Below are 16,596 nucleotides of genomic sequence, written 5' to 3'. Positions count from 1 at the left end.
GAGCCCGGCAGGTACGAGTGTACCCCATGAACGGGATGCGATGACACCTGCGAGCACGTGCGGGGGCGCCCTGCGGAGATCGACTGCACGACTGCGCACGGACAGCCGCGGCTCCGCCCCGCAGTGGCGGCGGCCGACGAGCCGCGCGCAGTGACGGCGGCCGACGGACCGCCCGACGTGACGGCGATCCGTTCACAGCGGGTCGTCGATCGACATCCGTCCACAGCCCTCCACGGACCGCCCCCACCGACGTCACCGCCCGGAGTAGTCTCCGACTGCGCCCGGTCGTCGTCTGCCTCGGTGGTCCGACCGCGTCCCGGGCGGACGAGACGAAAGGACATCGATGACGATTCCGCAGCAGGCCGACGCAAAGCCGACCGACACCACCACCGACGAGGGGGCGACCTTCCCCCCGTCGCCCGAGTTCGTGGCCGACGCCGTCGCCGACCAGGGACTGCACGAGGCCGCGAGCGCCGACCGGGTCGCGTTCTGGGCCGAGCAGTCCCGTGCCCTCCTCGACTGGCGCACCCCGTTCACGACCACGCTCGACTGGTCGGCAGCACCCTTCGCCCGCTGGTTCGCCGACGGCGAGTTGAACGTCGCCGAAAACTGTCTCGACCGGCACGTCCGGGCCGGCAACGGTGAGCGGGTGGCGATCCACTTCGAGGGCGCACGCGGCGACACCCGCACCATCACGTACGCGCAGCTGACCGCCGACGTGCAGCGGGCCGCGAACATGCTCGAGGGGCTGGGCGTCGGGCGTGGCGACCGGGTCGTGGTCTACCTCCCCCTCATCCCGGAGGCCGTCGTCACCATGCTCGCGATCGCCCGGATCGGTGCGATCCACTCCGTCGTCTTCGGTGGGTTCAGCGCGGAGAGCCTCCGCACCCGGATCGAGGACGCGGGCGCCAAGGTCGTCGTCACCGCGGACGGCGGGTGGCGTCGCGGTGCCGTCACGCCGCTCAAGCCCGCCGTCGACGAGGCACTGCAGGGCGCGGGCACCGGGAGCGTCGAACACGTGCTCGTCGTGCAGCGCGGCGGCAACGAGGTCGCCTGGACCGACCGCGACCACTGGTGGCACGACGCGTTCGAGGCCGCCGCCCCCGAGCACGAGGCGCAGGCCTTCCCCGCCGAGAACCCGCTCTTCATCCTGTACACCTCGGGCACGACCGGGAAGCCGAAGGGCATCGTGCACACCTCCGGCGGGTACCTCACGCAGGCGGCGTACACGCACCGGAACGTCTTCGACATGCACCCCGACAAGGACGTCTACTGGTGCACCGCCGACATCGGCTGGATCACCGGACACTCCTACGTCGTCTACGGGCCGCTGGCGAACGGCGTCACCCAGGTGCTCTACGAGGGCACCCCCGACGAGCCCGAGCCAGGCCGCTGGTGGGACCTCGTCGACGCCTACGGGGTGACGGTCCTCTACACCGCACCGACCGCCGTACGCGCGGCGATGAAGGCCGGCCGCCAGATCCCGGAGGCCCGCAGCCTCGAGACGCTGCGACTGCTCGGCAGCGTCGGGGAACCGATCAACCCCGAGGCCTGGCAGTGGTACCGGCAGGTCATCGGCCACGACCGCACGCCCATCGTCGACACGTGGTGGCAGACCGAGACCGGCGCGATCATGATCTCGGCGCTGCCCGGCGTCACGAAGCTCAAGCCGGGCGCAGCCCAGACTCCGCTGCCCGGGATCGTCGCAGAGATCGTCGACGACGACGGCCACCGCGTCGACCCCGGCGGCAGCGGCTACCTCACCATCACCGAGCCGTGGCCCTCGATGGCGCGCGGCATCTGGGGTGACGACGACCGCTTCGTCGAGACGTACTGGTCGCGCTTCCCCGGCCGCTACTTCGCCGGCGACGGCGCCCGGCTCGACGGACAGGGCGACATCTGGGTGCAGGGCCGCGTGGACGACGTCATGAGCGTCTCCGGCCACCGCCTGTCCACGGCCGAGATCGAGTCCGCGCTGGTCGGACACGAGGGCGTCGCCGAGGCAGCCGTCGTCGGCGCCGCGGACGAGACGACCGGACAGGCCGTGGTCGCGTTCGTGATCCTCACCGCCGAGGCGGCCGAGGGCGTCGACCGCGAGGCCTCCGCAGCGGAACTGCGCAACTGGGTCGGCGCACGCATCGGCCCGATCGCGAAGCCCCGGCAGGTGGTCATCGTGCCCGAACTCCCGAAGACGCGGTCCGGCAAGATCATGCGCCGCCTCCTCCGCGACGCGGCGGAGGGCCGACGCATCGGTGACACGACCACGCTGGCGGACCCGACGATCATGGCGACCATCGCGGAACTGATGTAGTCCGCACGACAGGAGAAGGGCCTCCCGGCACCGGCCGGGAGGCCCTTCCTGCGTCTCCGGACGCGTCGCGTCCGCAGGTGGTTCAGTCCGTCAGCTCGACGACCAGCTCGACCTCGACCGGCGCGTCGAGCGGGAGCACCGCGACGCCGACGGCGCTGCGTGCGTGGACGCCCGCCTCGCCGAACACGTCACCGACGAGCTGCGAGGCGCCGTTCGCGACCCCCGGCTGCCCGGTGAACGACGGGTCCGAGGCGACGAAGACCGTGACCTTGACCACCCGGGCGACGCGGTCGAGCGAACCGGCGACGCTCTGCACCGCAGCGAGCGCGTTGAGCGCCGCCTGGCGGGCCTGCGCCGTCGCGGTCTCGGCGTCCACCGCGGAGCCGACCTTGCCGGTGACCGGGAGCGCGCCGTCGGCGAAGGGCAGCTGTCCCGCGGTGAAGACGTGCGCCCCGGAGACCACGGCGGGGACGTAGGCGGCGACGGGCGCCGCGACCTCCGGGATCGTGATGCCGAGCTCGGTCAGGCGGTCGGCGGTGCTCACGCGTCGGCCTTCGGGCGCTTCAGGTAGGCGACGAGCCCACCCTCCGGACCGGTGACGACCTGCACCAGTTCCCAGCCCTGGTCGCCGAAGTTGTTGAGGATGGCGGTGGTGTTGTGGATGATCAACGGGGTCGTGAGGTATTCCCAGCGGCTCATGCGGTTCCTTGCCAGCCTTTCAGTCCGAGGTGTCGTTTAGGCTGCATCCTATGTCTGCCCAGAAGACGTCTGCCCGCCGGACCAAGCCCGTCTCCGCAGTCGGCGCCTTCGTCGGCTTCGTCGGTTTCAGTGCCCTCGCCGGTCTGCTCGTCACCATCGGTGTCACCCCGGCCATCGCGGTCGCCGGTGTCACGACGACCTCGACGATCGGTGTCTTCGAGTCCCTGCCGGAGTACATCGAACTCGGTGACCTCCCCCAGCGCAACGAAGTGCTGGCGTACCAGGGCGGCAAGCCGGTGCACCTGGCGACGGTCTACGACCAGAACCGCCAGGAACTCAAGTACGACCAGATCAGCGACAACCTCAAGAACGCCGCGATCGACGGCGAGGACAAGCGCTTCTGGGACCACGGCGGCGTCGACATGACCTCGCTCGTCCGCGCCGGTGTCGGCACCGTCGCCGGCGGTGGGCTCGGCGACTCCGGTGGTGGGTCGACCCTCACCATGCAGCTGGTCCGCAACATCAAGATGCAGCAGGCCCTCGAGCTCCCCACGCAGGAGGAGCGGCTCAAGGCCTACAACGAGGCCACCAAGGTCTCCGTCTCCCGCAAGCTCGAGGAGATGAAGCTCGCGATCGGGCTCGCGAAGAAGTACCCGAAGAAGGACATCCTCACCGGGTACCTCAACATCGCCTTCTTCGGCGACCAGACCTACGGCGTGCAGGCCGCCGCGCAGCGGTACTTCGGCAAGAGCGCGACCGACCTCACCCCGGCCGAGGCCGCCTCGATCCTCGCGATCGTGCAGTCGCCGAACACCCGCAACCTCTCGGACCCGAAGTACTACAAGGCGAACGTCGCCCGACGCGACGTGATCCTCAAGTCGATGTACGCCCAGGACCACATCGACAAGAAGGCCTTCGACGAGGCCATCGCCTCCGACCCGAAGGACTACGTCCACCTCACCGACCCGACGCAGGGCTGCAAGGCCGCCGCGGGCAACGGCTCGCAGTTCTTCTGCGACTACGCGGTGCAGGTCGTCAAGGAGATGTCGCAGCTCGGCTCGACGCAGAAGGCGCGCGACGCTGCCTGGCGCAACGGCGGGTACACGATCCAGACCACGCTGAACCTCGACCTGAACAACGCGCAGAAGGACCTCATCAACGCGTACGCGCCGAACACCGAGGCGCGGTTCAAGCTCGGCGGCGTCATCAACTCGGTCGAGGCCGACACCGGCCGCATCCTGACGATGGCGCAGAACAAGAACTACAACCAGCTCGCGGCGTGCGGCTCGCAGGGCGCTGACCCGAACGCGTGCGCTCCCACGACGGACACCGGCCTCAACCTGAGCGTCGACCAGGAGTACGGCGGCGGCGAGGGCTTCCAGACCGGTTCGACCTTCAAGCCGTTCACGTTGCTCAACTGGCTGCAGAACGGGCACGGTCTCGGCGAGATCGTCAACGGGACGCCGCGGACGTACAACTCCTACCCCCTCTGCGGGTCGCCGTCGACCACCAACTACACGCCGAAGAACGACTCGCCGGGCGAGGGCGGCAACATGACGGTGGAGAACGCGACGTACCGCTCCGTGAACGTCTCCTACATCAACATGGCGCAGAAGCTCGACTACTGCGACATCCGGAAGACCGCGGAGTCCCTCGGCGTCCACCGCGCGGCGCCGCGCGCGCCCATCGCGGCCTTCGGGGACGACATGTCCAAGAAGACCACGCAGAACCTCGAGCTCTACGCCGGTTCGGTCCTCGGTGACAACTACATCGCTCCGCTCACGATGGCTGCGGCGTACGCCGGCATCGCGAACAACGGCACCTTCTGCCGACCGATCGCGATCGACAACGTGACCGATGCCGACGGCAAGTCGCTCGGCGGTCAGCCGAAGGACTGCACGCAGGCCATCGATCCGCAGGTGGCCGCCACGGCGATCTACGCGCTGAAGAAGGTCCTCACGATCGGGACCGCGCCCGGCGGCAGGACTGCCGACGGCTTCGACGAGTTCGCGAAGACCGGTACGACGAACGAAGCCGATCAGATCTGGCTCATCGGCGCCACCACAAAGGTCGCGACGGCGACCTGGATGGGCAACATCGAGGGCAAGCAGAGCCTCCGCTTCGTCTACGGCCCCAACGGCCAGTACGCCGGGTCCCGCACCCAGCTCTGGAAGCAGGCGCAGACGATCGTCAACACCCAGTACCCCGGTGGCCAGTTCGCCGACCCGTCCCCCTCGGCGGTGCGCGGCAACGCCATCGCGGTGCCGAACGTCCAGGGCCAGACGCCCGAGGCCGCCCGTGCCGCGATCACCGGCGCCGGCCTCACCTACGTCGACGGCGGCGTCCAGGCCGGCGGCGGCACCCCCGGTACGGTCTCGTCGACCAACCCGGGTGCGGGCCTGCAGCTCTCCAGGGGCTCGAGCGTGACCGTCTACACGACCGACGGCTCGCAGGCCTCGGTGCCCGAGGTGGGCGGCAAGAAGGTGGACGACGCCCGTTCGACCCTCTCCGACGCCGGCTTCGGCAACGTCGGGGTCGCCGACCAGTACGAGAAGGGTGACGGCAAGAACGAGTGCACCGTCGCCGCGGTCGAACCCGGTGCGGGAACGGCCGTCGCGAAGGACACCGGCGTGACCCTCAAGCTGTACGGCACCAAGGGCGGCAAGGCCCCGAAGGACTGCCGATGACGCGCGGCCGCGGTGCCCTCGGCGTCCTCGCCGCCGGTGCCGCGGTCGGAGCCGCCACCGCAGCCTGGGGTGCCCTCGTCGAGCGTCGGCGGTTCGGCATCCGCTGGGAGACGGTCCCGGTCCTGCCGGTCGGCTCCCGCGACGTGACGGTCCTGCACCTGTCCGACATCCACATGGCCCCGTGGCAGGCCGACAAGCAGCAGTGGATCCGCGACCTCAGCCTGGTCGAGCCGGACTTCATCGTGAACACCGGCGACAACCTGGGCCATGAGACCGCGAACGCCGCGGTCGAGTACGCCCTCGAACCGTTCCGCGGCATCCCCGGTGCCTTCGTCTACGGGTCGAACGACGTCTACGCGCCGTCGCCCCGGAACCCGGCGAAGTACCTCACCGGTCCGAGCAGCCTGCGCGCGGACGCCCAGCCGGCGAAGCTCGACGTGGACCGGCAGACGGCGTTCTTCGAGTCGCTCGGCTGGCTCGACCTCAACGACCACGCCCGCGCCGTCGAGGTCCGTGGCTCCCGCTTCGAGCTGTTCGGCACGTCCGACGCGCACCGAGACTGGGACCGTCTCGACCTCCTGCCGGCGAACGTCGACGAGATGCGCTCCGAGGTGCCCTGGTCCGAGGACGAGACCGGCCCCTCCCCCGTGTCCATCGGCGTGACACACGCGCCGTACCGACGTGTGCTCGACGCCTTCGTGACGCAGGGCGCCGACATCGTGTTCGCCGGGCACACGCACGGCGGCCAGGTCGCGGTCCCCGGGGTCGGCGCACTCGTGACGAACTCGGACCTGCCGCGCCGGTACGCGAGCGGCCTGCACCAGTGGCAGAACCGGACGCACTGGTCCTGGCTGAACGTCTCCGCCGGACTCGGGACGTCGATCTACGCCCCGGTGCGGTTCGCCGTCCGGCCCGAAGCGGTCGTCGTCACCCTGACCGCCCGGGCCTGACCCCGTCCGTCCGTCACGGCCCGTCTCCACGAGGAGGCGGGCCGCCGTCGTTCCACGGGGGACCCGCCGCGCGCCTCCTGGGCACCTCCCGTGCGCGACACACCCGGCCGTCACACTGTGGTCGTGAGCACCCCCGAACATCGGATAGACTTCTGGGGTTGCTCCGGGAACGGAGCGATCACACCGCGGGGTGTGGCGCAGCTTGGTAGCGCGCGTCGTTCGGGACGACGAGGTCGCAGGTTCAAATCCTGTCACCCCGACAGACAAGGCCCCGGCTTCTCACGAAGTCGGGGCCTTCTCCGTCCCACGCCGGAGTCCAGCCCTCCCGCACCCACCGCGACGGTCGCGCCGACGCGTGCAGGTCGCAGACACAGAACGAGGACCGGCCCGGACCACGGATGTCCGTGGCCCGGGCCGGTCCTCGTCGTGTCGGTGCGGCCGGAACCGCGTACTCCCCCGCGTCAGGCGACGGCGACACCCGGCCGGACCAGCCGGCCCTCGGTGTGCAGGTCGGCCACGACCTCGAGCGCCTGGTGCCGGTAGCGCGACTGTGCGGCGCCCGGAGCGACGATCACGCCGTCGGCCCCGGTCGACGCGACGAGCTCGTTGATCTTCGCCGCGACCTGGTCACGGGAGCCGTACGCCTGCCGCTCGGTGCGTGCCGCGATGAACCGACGCTCGAGGTCCGAGAACTCGTACGCGCGGGCCTCCTCCATCGACACCGGCTCGGGCTTCGCGCCCTGGCGCATCCGGATGAACGAGATCATGCCCGGGGCGCTCTGCTCCTCGACGACCGCGGGGTCCTCGTCCGTGACGACCTGCACGCCGATGAGGGCGAGCGGCTCGGACCGGAAGCGCGACGGGCGGAACGACTGGTGGTAGAGCGCCAGCGCGGCCTCGGTGTTGTCCGAGGCGAAGTGGTGGGCGAACGCGAACGCGATGCCGAGCGCGCCAGCGACCTGAGCGCTGTAGCCCGACGAGCCGAGCAGCCAGAACTCCGGCACGTCACCGTAGCCGGGGACCGCGCGGATGCGGGACAGCGGGTTCGACTCCTCCATGCCGGTGAAGAACCCGACCAGGTCGGCGAGCTGCTGCGGGAAGTCGTCCACGTCCAGCCGGTCCGTGCGGCGGAGCGCCATCGCGGTGGCACCGTCGGTCCCGGGCGCACGCCCGATGCCGAGGTCCACCCGGTCACCGTAGAGCGCGCGCAGGGTCCCGAACTGCTCCGCGACGACGAGCGGTGCGTGGTTCGGCAGCATCACGCCGCCCGACCCGATACGGATCGTGGAGGTCGCGGCACCCACGGCGCTGAGCAGGACGGCCGGGGCCGACGAAGTGATGCCGGGCATGCCGTGGTGCTCGGCGACCCAGAAGCGCTCGTAGCCGAGCTGCTCGGCGCGGACCGCCATGTCGATCGAGCCCTGCAGGGCCTCGGTGTTCGACTGGCCGTACTCACGCGTGGCCAGGTCGAGGACGGAAAGGTGCAGTGGGGCGTCGCTCATGGTGGTGCCAACAGCGTCCGCCCCGGACGCATTCCGTCCCTCGGGCTGCGTCCGTCGCGCCCACCGACGGCTCGGAGGCGCGTGACGGTGCCGGCGCGCGCCTCCCGGCCGGCGGACGGTCGGCCGTACCGCGTCAGGACGCCGCCTGCGGGGCGTCAGACGGCGATCTCGCCGTCCAACCGACCACCGGACTCGGTGAGGTAGCAGTTGGCGCACAGCGACTCGTACGTGACGTCCACACCGTCGATCGCGACCTGCGACCCGTCGAACACGAAGCGGCCGTCGACCTTGCGGGCGTTGAAGACTGCCTTGCGACCACAGCGGCAGATCGTCTTGAGCTCCTCGAGGGAGTGTGCGACCTCGAGCAGGCGGCGGCTGCCGGGGAACGCCTCGGTCCGGAAGTCCGTGCGGATGCCGTAGGCCAGGACCGGGACGTCGTCGAGGACGGCAACCCGCAGGAGGTCGTCGACCTGCCGCGGGGTGAGGAACTGCGCCTCGTCGACGAGCACGCAGCTGACCGGGCGGACCATCCCGTCCAGGCGATCGGACTCGGGGTCGGTCGCTCCGGCGTCGGCGACCGCGGCACGGACGTCGGCATCGGCGGGCAGGACGACGTCGACCGTCCGGGTCACGCCCAGGCGCGAGACGATCTCACGGTCGCCCTTGGTGTCGACGCTGGGCTTGGCGAGCAGGACGCGCTGGCCCCGCTCCTCGTAGTTGTAGGCGGCCTGCAGGAGCCCGGTGCTCTTGCCGCTGTTCATCGCGCCGAAGCGGAAGTAGAGCTTCGCCACTACGCGAGGAAGCCGTCCTCCGCCGCACGACGGATCAGGTCGGACTTCTTCGACGCCGGACGGCCGACCTTCGCGTACTTCTCGCGCACGCGGCGCAGGTACGTCTTGGCGGTCTCGTACTGCACGTTCATCTGCGCGGCGACCTCGTTCGTCGAGTAGCCGGAGACGTACAGGCGGAGTGCTTCCTCTTCACCGTGACTGAGCTTCGGCCGCTGGTGCGCACTGGCACCGGTCGGCAGCGGCCGCCACTCGCGCTGGGCCGGGGTCTCGCGGGCGACGCCCATGACCTCGCGGGCGATGTCCATGACCTCGCGCATCGGCAGCGACTTGGACAGGAACGCCGCGGCGCCGGCGGCGAGCGAACGGTCGCGTGACTCACGGGCGTCGACGCTCGAGAGCACGATCACCTTCGCGCCCGCAGCCCGGCACGTGCGGACGCGGGCCTCGATGGAGACCGGTTCCTTGAGCTGGAAGTCGAGGAACACCAGGTCGGTCGGGAAACTGTCGCTGTGCACCATCTCGAGCCAGGTGTGCGCGGTGAGGGCCAGGTCGAAGTCGAAGGCGTTCACCGCGATCCAGCTCGACAGGCTGTCGAGCAGGACCTCGTGGTCGTCGAGGATGGCCAAACGCACCCGGCGGGAACCCGGGGCCGGCATGGCGGGACCGCCCTCCGGCAACCGGGTCGGGTCAGTGCTGGTCATACGAGAACCTTAATGTCAGTGACGATGGTCGGACGGCGACGTCCAGGTCGGGGAACGTCACGCGGAGGACGGCGAAGTACGGGTCGAACCTCCGGTGGATGCCGACGTCGGAGTCGGCCACCGCGACGTCGAAGGTCATCCGGACCGGTGGCGGCCCGGAACCGGTGCCCTCGTCGAGCGGTTCGACGACGACGTGCACCTCGTCCGGCTCCACCGTGTCGGCGGCGAGGAGCGCCCGGACGAACGCCCGGACGACGGTGCGCTGGTCGGCGTCCATGGCGGCGGCGAGCCCGCCCGGGTCGGTCACGGTCGCGGCCGCGTCCCCGGCGATCCGGACGGCGTACTCCAGCCAGGTGCGGTCCGCCTCGGCGACCATGCCCTGCCGGATGCCGTCCGCGATGTCCCGCGCCCGGGCCCGGTCGGCGTCGGTGATCGACGCCCTGGTGCGGAGCTCGGCGAAGAACGGGGCGACGTCGCGGGCCAGGATCGTCGACCGGTCCTGCTGGACACTCGCGGTGATGCCGTCCCGCTCGGCGCGCTCGACCGAGTAGGAGCCCGCCCGGATCTGCACCCGCTCGGCCAGGCCGGCGAACGTGCGGGCGAACACCGCCGACGCCGCGGTCAGCACGAGCGTCGGGGCGGCGGCCAGGAACGCAGCGACCGGCACCGGGACACCCGCGGGGTGCACGGTCGCCACGGTGCCGAAGGTGGCCCCGCCGACGACCGCGAGGACGGTGCCGCCGACGACCAGGTCGGTCCACGGCCGGTAGGGGGCGACCGCGACGATGCCGACCGCGCTGAGCAGCACCATGAAGTCGTTGACGAGCGAGCGGTCCGGGCCCCACTGCGCCGCCGCACTCGTGAGCGTGGCGGTGGCGAGCAGGGCGATGTGCGCGGTGAACGCCCAGCGGGTGAACGGGGCGCGGAACGGGCTGGAGGCGGTGATCACCACGACCGCCGACGCCGCGAGCAGCAGGACGGTCAGCGCGCTCAGGGTCGGGCTGCCGAGGACGTCGCGGTCGAGCAGGGACACGAGGGAGGCCCAGAGCACGCCGCCCGCGCCGAGCACGACCGCGAGCGGCCGGGAACCCATGGCACCCAGGGGGTCGTACTGCTGTGCGGTGCGGTGCGACGCCCGCGGCCAGGCGACGCCACGCCGGCGGTCGGGGCCGGGTCGGTCGCCGGTCACGATGCACGCTCGATCCCGAAGCTACCGGAGTCGAGGGTGGTGCTCCCGGTGCCGACGTCGACCGGGACGGGCTCGGTCCCCGCGCTGTACGGCACGCTCATCATGACGCTCGTGCCCGAACCGGGCGACGACCACACCTGCACCTCACCGCCGACGCGACCGATCCGCTCGCGGACGGAGTTGCGGAGCCCCATCCGGTCCGCACCCGTCGCCTGCTCGTCGAACCCACGGCCGTCGTCGACGACCATGACCGTGCACGAGACACCGTCGTCGAAGACGCTGACCTCGGCCTCGTCGGTCCCGGCGTGCTTGGTCACGTTCGCCAGGCACTGGCCGACGGCGCGGAGGACGGCCGTCATCGCCCTGGTGTCCAGGCGCGCGACCGACACCGGGTCCCCCGTGACCGTGACCCGCAGTCCGGCCGACCGTTGCTCGTCGAGCATCCGTTCGAACGCCGCCACACCCTCGGCGGTCGCGGTGTCCGTGTCGTCGGTGGCGTGGGCGTTCCCGGCGAGCCAGGCTCGTCCGGTGAGCATCGCGACGTCGGACTCCATCGTCCGTGCCAGGTGCTCGTCCATCGGCCCCGCCGGAGCGAGCGCGATGGCGTTGAGGTGGTTGAGGACCGTGTCGTGCAGGATCGCCGCCGCCTCGGCCTCAATGCCGGCACGGTAGGCGGTCACGTGCTCTTCCCGGGCAGACCGGAGCAACTCCGGCTGGATGCGCTCCGACCGCGCCGTCGAGCGGCCCACCGCGAGGACGAGGGCGATCACGAACCCGAGCGTCACCCAGGCGAGGACCAGGGGGTGGTCCGGTCCGCCGACCTGCAGCACGGCGATCGCCGTGACGACCCGGCCGACCACGAAGCCGGTAACCGACCAGAGCACCACGCGGGCGCTGCCGCTCCCCGATCCGCCGATGAGGACGAGGGGCACGACGACGAGGGACATCAGGTAGGACGCCACCCACGGCACCTCGGTCAGCTCCCGTTGCACGACGGTCGCGAACCAGAACGTGCAGAGCCCTCCGACGACGAGGAAGGCCGCTGCCGACCGCCACGTGCCGATGTGGACGTGCACGCCGATCATGACGAGCATCGGGACCACCGCGAGCACGGCCCCGAGGACGTGGTCGGAGGGGGCGTCGAGCCGGTAGAGCAGGAGCAGGAGGGCCGCGGCGACGAGGGACCCGATCGCGGCCGCGTGGAAGGCGCGCACGGTCGACCACGCGTTCACCCGAGGGGCGAGATGCGTGGGGATGCCGAGCACCGGGCTGTCCTTCCGTGCGGTCGAGGGTCACGGAGCACCCGGACCACGGGTGCTCTCCGCTCCCGATCGCCGTGGGGTGGCAGGTCGGTGGCGGGGGCGCCGCGTTCGATACAACCACGATGTGCTCGGAGATGTACCCCGATCTGGTCGTTCGGCCGCAGACACCCCCATGGTACCGACGACCGCCGACGTCCGGCTGTCCCCCGGACTCGGGCCCGACACCCCATCCGGTCAGAACAGCCGGGGCGCTCCGCTCGTCGACACGGTTCCGCGTCGGACACCGGTCGCACCAGCACCGGCAGCGCCGCGGTCCGCACCACCGCCGGGGCCCGCACCGACAGCGCGGCCCGCGTCGGCGCCGAGGCCTGCACCGGCCGCGCCGTTCGTCGGCCGGTACTCGGCACGGTGCTCGTACGACGGGTCCGCGCGCTTCAGCGGCGACTGGTCGGACGTCCGCGGCACGGCGTCGTCCGTGAAGCCCATCGACCCCGTCGCCGGGTCGACCCGCCCGAGGGACAGACCGTGCTCGCGCAGGATCGGGCGGACCCGCTCGGCGAGCCAGCGCCGGTAGTCGGACGGCGCGTACGTGTTGTCGAGGTACATCGCCCGGTAGCGCCCGACGAGGTCCGGGTGGGTCCGGCCGAGCCACTCGTACCACCACGGCTTGATGCCCGGCTTGAGGTGCAGTGCGGAGTACATCAGGCTCGTCGCGCCCGAGGCCGCGGCCCGCGCCACGGCGTCCTGCAGGTGCGCCCGGGTGTCGGTGATGTACGGCAGCACGGGCATGAGGAACACCGAGCAGTCGAGCCCGGCGTCACGGACCGCGCGCACAGTCGCCAGTCGTGCGGAGGTCGTCGGGGTGCCCGGCTCGACGGACTGCTGCAGGTCGTCGTCGTACACCGCGATCGACATGGCGATGTCGACGGGGACGGACTTCGCCGCCTCGACGAGCAGCGGGATGTCCCGCCGGAGCAGACTGCCCTTGGTCAGGATGCTGAACGGCGTGCCGGAGTCGGCCAGGGCCCGGATGATGCCGGGCATGAGCCGGTAGCGGCCCTCGGCCCGCTGGTACGGATCGGTGTTGGTGCCGAGGGCGACCGGGTGGCGGTCCCAGCTGGGCTTCGCGAGCTCGCGCGTGAGGACGTCCGCCACGTTCGTCTTCACGACGATCTGCTGGTCGAAGTCAGCGCCGCCGTCGAACTCCAGGTAGGTGTGCGTCGGCCGGGCGAAGCAGTAGACGCACGCATGGCTGCACCCGCGGTACGGGTTGATCGTCATCCCCCACGTGCCGCCGTCCGCTCCCCCGACCTTGTTCAGCGCCGACTTCGCCAGGACCTCGTGGAACGTGACACCGGCGAACTCCGGCGTCGTCACACTCCGGACGAACCCGCTGTTCGACTCGAGCCCGGAGAGCATGTCGCTCCGCTCGGCCGTGATCGCCTGTCCGTCCCACCGCATGGACCCATTCGAACACACGTTCGAACGGTCCGCAAGGCGAGGAGTGTCAGCGGTGCAGTCCGAGCACGGCGGCGGTGCGCTCGAGCGTGGCCTCGGCCAGTGCGGGGTCGTCACCGAGGTCCTGCCCGTAGGTGGGCACCAGGTCGCGCACGGCGGGCTGCCAGCCGTCCCAGCGGTCGGGGAAGCACGTCCGCAGCAGGCCGAGCATGATCGGCACGGCGGTCGATGCTCCCGGCGAGGCGCCGAGCAGACCGGCGATGGAGCCGTCCGCCGACGAGATGACCTGCGTGCCGAACTGCAGCACGCCGCCCTTCTCAGGGTCCGGCTTGATGACCTGCACGCGCTGCCCGGCCGTGATGCGGTGCCAGTGCTCGGGCTGCGCGCTCGGCATGAACTCCCGCAGCGCGTCGAACTTGGTGGTCTTCGACGCGAGCAGCTGCCCGACCAGGTACTTCACCAGGTCGAAGTTCGAGAACGCCACCGCGAGCATCGGCCGCAGGTTGTGCGGGCGGATCGACGTGAAGAGGTCGAGCATCGAGCCCTGCTTCAGGAACTTCGGGCTGAACCCGGCGTACGGCCCGAACATGAGCGAGGACTGGCCGTCGACGATGCGCGTATCGAGGTGCGGCACCGACATCGGCGGGGCGCCGACGCTGGCCTTGCCGTAGACCTTCGCGGCGTGCTTCTGCACCACCTCGGGGTCGTCGGTCCGCAGGAACTCGCCGGACACCGGGAAGCCGCCGTAGCCGCGGATCTCCGGGATGCCCGACTTCTGCAGGAGCTGGAGGGCACCGCCACCGGCGCCGACGAACACGAAATTGGCGGCGATGCGCTGCTTGGACCGGCCGACCTCGTTCCGCACGTCGAGCACCCAGCCCTCGGACACCTTCGACCGAACGATCTTCGTCACGCGGTGCGACGGCTCGAACTGCAGGCCCTCGATCTCGAGGTGGTCGAAGAGCTGCCGTGTGAGCGACCCGAAGTCGACGTCCGACCCGGCCGCCGAGTACGTGGCCGCGATCGGCTGGTCCTTCTTGCGTCCGGGGATCAGCGCCGGCGCCCACCTACGGATCTGCTCGGCGTCCTCGCTGTACTCGAGCCCGGCGAACAGCGGGTGGTCCTTCATCGCCTCGTAGCGAGCGCGCATGTAGGCGACGTTTTCGGCGCCCCAGACGAACGAGATGTGCGGCGTCGGGTTGATGAAGCTCGACGGGTCCGGCAGGGTGCCGTCCTCGACCAGGTGCGACCAGAACTGCCGGGACACCTGGAACTGCTCGTTCACGGTGACGGCCTTGGCGATCTCGACCCGACCGTCCGGGAGCTCGGGCGTGTAGTTCAGCTCGCAGAGCGCGGAGTGCCCGGTGCCCGCGTTGTTCCAGGGGTTCGAGGACTCCTGGGCTGCACTGCCGAGCCGCTCGTACACGCGGATCGTCCAGTCCGGCTCGAGCCGGTGGATGATCGCGGCGAGCGTGGCGCTCATGATCCCTCCGCCGACGAGGACGACATCGATGGGGTCCACCTGCTTCACTGCCACCCCGCGAGCCTACCGCCGACCGCTGTCGCCGCGCCGTACGCGGCTCGGTCGCTGGTCGTCCCACCTGAGCACGCGCGCGTCACGACCGCGGACGGAACCGCGGTTCCGACGGGGCGGTGCGGACGGGGACGGCGCGCTCCCCACGCCGGAGTCCAACGCTGAGGCCGGGTCGAGCGCGACGCCAACCCCCGACCACCGCACAGGCACGGGCACAGGCACAGGCACAGGCACAGGCACAGGCACAGGGTCCACCGCCGCTCCTGCGCCGACGCAGCCGACGCAGCCGTCGCGCCTGACCGACGGCACGGCCGTGGGTCGTCGGACCCGACCCCACGACGGGCGGGAGGCCCGGTACCAGCTGGTACCGAGCCTCCTGTCCGTCGTCGTGGACGCCGGGCGCTGCGTCGCGCGGTGCGCCACCGCACACCGTGGCGTCGGTCAGGCGGTGACCGAGCGGCGTGCGACCACGACCTCGGCGATCTGCACGGCGTTCAGCGCCGCGCCCTTGCGCAGGTTGTCGTTGCTCACGAAGAGCGCGAGACCGTGACCGGCCGGGGCGGACTGGTCGGCGCGGATGCGCCCGACGAAGGACGGGTCCTGACCGGCGGCCTGCAGCGGGGTCGGGACGTCGGACAGCTCGACGCCGGGCGCGGACGCCAGCACCTCGGTGGCGCGTTCCGGCGAGAGCGGCCGCTCGAACTCGGCGTGCACCGAGATCGAGTGACCCGTGAAGACCGGGACACGGACGCACGTGCCGGCGACGAGGAGGTCCGGCAGGTCGAGGATCTTCCGGCTCTCGTTGCGGAGCTTCTTCTCCTCGTCGGTCTCGCCCTCGCCGTCCTCGACGATGCTGCCCGCGAGCGGGACGACGTCGAACGCGATGGGCCGGACGTACTTGACCGGCTCCGGGAACGTGACCGCCGAGCCGTCGTGCGTCAGTGCCGCGGTGTCCTGCTCGAGGGCGGCGCGGGCCTGGCCGAGGAGCTCCTCGACGCCGGCGAGCCCGCTGCCGGACACCGCCTGGTAGGTGGTCGCGACGAGACGGCGGAGGCCGGCCTCGGTGTCCAGCACCTTGAGCACCGGCATGATCGCCATGGTCGTGCAGTTCGGGTTGGCGATGATGCCCTTCTCGGCGGCGTCGATCGCGTCCGGGTTCACCTCGCTGACGACGAGCGGGACCTGCGGGTCCATCCGCCAGGCGCTCGAGTTGTCGATGACGAGCGCACCCGCGGCGGCGAAGCGCGGCGCGAGCGACCGGGACGCGGTGGCACCGGCCGAGAACAGCGCGATGTCGATACCGGAGGGGTCGGCGGTCTCGGAGTCCTCGACCACGATCTCCTCGCCGCGGAACGGCAGCGTGGTGCCGGCCGAGCGGGCGCTGGCGAAGAACCGGACGGTCGTGGCCGGGAAGTCGCGCTCCTCGAGCAGACGGCGCATCACGGCGCCGACCTGACCGGTGGCGCCGACGACGGCGACGGTGAGCTGGGTGTCGGTCATGGTGCTCCTGCT

General features: G+C 71.1%; 13 protein-coding genes and 1 tRNA gene. 4 read left to right on the top strand and 10 right to left on the bottom strand.

The features are described 5' to 3' along the window. The first annotated feature begins 343 nt into the window (after positions 1 to 343). Complete coding sequence (gene acs / locus KM842_RS02675) at positions 344 to 2,311, top strand: acetate--CoA ligase (RefSeq protein ID WP_253206219.1); 1,968 nt, start codon at positions 344 to 346, stop codon at positions 2,309 to 2,311. Between the two features lie 82 nt (positions 2,312 to 2,393). On the opposite strand, the gene KM842_RS02670 is transcribed toward acs, so the two are convergent. Both KM842_RS02670 and sp36 read right to left on the bottom strand, forming a co-directional pair. Continuing rightward, on the bottom strand, positions 2,394 to 2,855 hold the full coding sequence (locus tag KM842_RS02670; protein ID WP_216260707.1) for a RidA family protein: 462 nt from the start codon (positions 2,853 to 2,855) through the stop codon (positions 2,394 to 2,396). Beyond that, on the bottom strand, positions 2,852 to 3,010 hold the full coding sequence (gene sp36 / locus KM842_RS02665; protein WP_181439508.1) for a Sp36 family protein: 159 nt from the start codon (positions 3,008 to 3,010) through the stop codon (positions 2,852 to 2,854). Before sp36 ends, KM842_RS02670 begins: the two co-directional genes overlap by 4 nt. Positions 3,011 to 3,060: 50 nt before the next feature. Between sp36 and KM842_RS02660 the strand changes: the two genes are divergently transcribed. From KM842_RS02660 to KM842_RS02650, 3 genes are all read left to right on the top strand, one after another. Beyond that, positions 3,061 to 5,697 (top strand): transglycosylase domain-containing protein, encoded by a 2,637-nt coding sequence (locus KM842_RS02660; protein WP_216260704.1) that lies wholly within the window; start codon positions 3,061 to 3,063, stop codon positions 5,695 to 5,697. Beyond that, entirely contained in the window at positions 5,694 to 6,647 is a 954-nt protein-coding gene (locus tag KM842_RS02655) for a metallophosphoesterase (protein WP_216260702.1), read from the top strand. The genes KM842_RS02660 and KM842_RS02655 overlap by 4 nt, the downstream gene beginning before the upstream one ends. Positions 6,648 to 6,833: 186 nt before the next feature. Next, a tRNA-Pro gene (locus KM842_RS02650) sits at positions 6,834 to 6,907 on the top strand. Between the two features lie 201 nt (positions 6,908 to 7,108). On the opposite strand, the gene KM842_RS02645 is transcribed toward KM842_RS02650, so the two are convergent. The 8 genes from KM842_RS02645 to KM842_RS02610 form a co-directional block, all read right to left on the bottom strand. Continuing rightward, the gene (locus KM842_RS02645) at positions 7,109 to 8,149 is read right to left on the bottom strand and encodes an LLM class flavin-dependent oxidoreductase (RefSeq protein ID WP_216260700.1); all 1,041 of its coding nucleotides are present in this window, start codon (positions 8,147 to 8,149) and stop codon (positions 7,109 to 7,111) included. Positions 8,150 to 8,304: 155 nt separating this feature from the next. Next, positions 8,305 to 8,940 carry a thymidine kinase gene (locus tag KM842_RS02640; RefSeq protein ID WP_216260698.1) on the bottom strand — a complete coding sequence of 212 codons (636 nt, stop codon included), beginning with the start codon at positions 8,938 to 8,940 and terminating at the stop codon, positions 8,305 to 8,307. Then, positions 8,940 to 9,641, bottom strand: coding sequence for a DNA-binding response regulator (locus KM842_RS02635; RefSeq protein ID WP_253206218.1), 702 nt, complete (start codon positions 9,639 to 9,641; stop codon positions 8,940 to 8,942). The genes KM842_RS02640 and KM842_RS02635 overlap by 1 nt, the downstream gene beginning before the upstream one ends. Further along, positions 9,628 to 10,734: a hypothetical protein gene (locus tag KM842_RS02630; protein ID WP_216260695.1), complete on the bottom strand. Its 1,107-nt coding sequence runs from the start codon at positions 10,732 to 10,734 to the stop codon at positions 9,628 to 9,630. Before KM842_RS02630 ends, KM842_RS02635 begins: the two co-directional genes overlap by 14 nt. 92 nt (positions 10,735 to 10,826) lie before the next feature. Then, positions 10,827 to 12,095 carry a sensor histidine kinase gene (locus KM842_RS02625; protein WP_216260694.1) on the bottom strand — a complete coding sequence of 423 codons (1,269 nt, stop codon included), beginning with the start codon at positions 12,093 to 12,095 and terminating at the stop codon, positions 10,827 to 10,829. A gap of 231 nt (positions 12,096 to 12,326) precedes the next feature. Beyond that, positions 12,327 to 13,553, bottom strand: a complete 1,227-nt coding sequence (locus tag KM842_RS02620; protein ID WP_253206217.1) for an Rv2578c family radical SAM protein — start codon at positions 13,551 to 13,553, stop codon at positions 12,327 to 12,329. A 46-nt stretch (positions 13,554 to 13,599) separates the two neighbouring features. Then, positions 13,600 to 15,087, bottom strand: a complete 1,488-nt coding sequence (locus KM842_RS02615) for a malate:quinone oxidoreductase (RefSeq protein ID WP_216260692.1) — start codon at positions 15,085 to 15,087, stop codon at positions 13,600 to 13,602. Positions 15,088 to 15,525: 438 nt separating this feature from the next. Next, positions 15,526 to 16,584: an aspartate-semialdehyde dehydrogenase gene (locus tag KM842_RS02610; protein WP_216260690.1), complete on the bottom strand. Its 1,059-nt coding sequence runs from the start codon at positions 16,582 to 16,584 to the stop codon at positions 15,526 to 15,528. Between the last annotated feature and the right edge of the window lie 12 nt (positions 16,585 to 16,596).

Origin of the sequence: Curtobacterium sp. L6-1 (assembly GCF_018885305.1) — a bacterium.
Taxonomy (GTDB): Bacteria; Actinomycetota; Actinomycetes; order Actinomycetales; family Microbacteriaceae; genus Curtobacterium; species Curtobacterium aetherium.
This window is presented reverse-complemented; position numbering and strand designations above follow the sequence as displayed.

Bases quoted from the DNA above. Each gene is read 5' to 3' on its own strand.
- acs (WP_253206219.1), top strand. From the start codon at position 344: ATGACGATTCCGCAGCAGGCCGACGCAAAGCCGACCGACACCACCACC.
- KM842_RS02630 (WP_216260695.1), bottom strand. From the start codon at position 10,734: ATGGGTTCCCGGCCGCTCGCGGTCGTGCTCGGCGCGGGCGGCGTGCTC.
- KM842_RS02635 (WP_253206218.1), bottom strand. From the start codon at position 9,641: ATGACCAGCACTGACCCGACCCGGTTGCCGGAGGGCGGTCCCGCCATG.
- KM842_RS02655 (WP_216260702.1), top strand. From the start codon at position 5,694: ATGACGCGCGGCCGCGGTGCCCTCGGCGTCCTCGCCGCCGGTGCCGCG.
- KM842_RS02645 (WP_216260700.1), bottom strand. From the start codon at position 8,149: ATGAGCGACGCCCCACTGCACCTTTCCGTCCTCGACCTGGCCACGCGT.
- sp36 (WP_181439508.1), bottom strand. From the start codon at position 3,010: ATGAGCCGCTGGGAATACCTCACGACCCCGTTGATCATCCACAACACC.
- KM842_RS02660 (WP_216260704.1), top strand. From the start codon at position 3,061: ATGTCTGCCCAGAAGACGTCTGCCCGCCGGACCAAGCCCGTCTCCGCA.
- KM842_RS02620 (WP_253206217.1), bottom strand. From the start codon at position 13,553: ATGCGGTGGGACGGACAGGCGATCACGGCCGAGCGGAGCGACATGCTC.
- KM842_RS02610 (WP_216260690.1), bottom strand. From the start codon at position 16,584: ATGACCGACACCCAGCTCACCGTCGCCGTCGTCGGCGCCACCGGTCAG.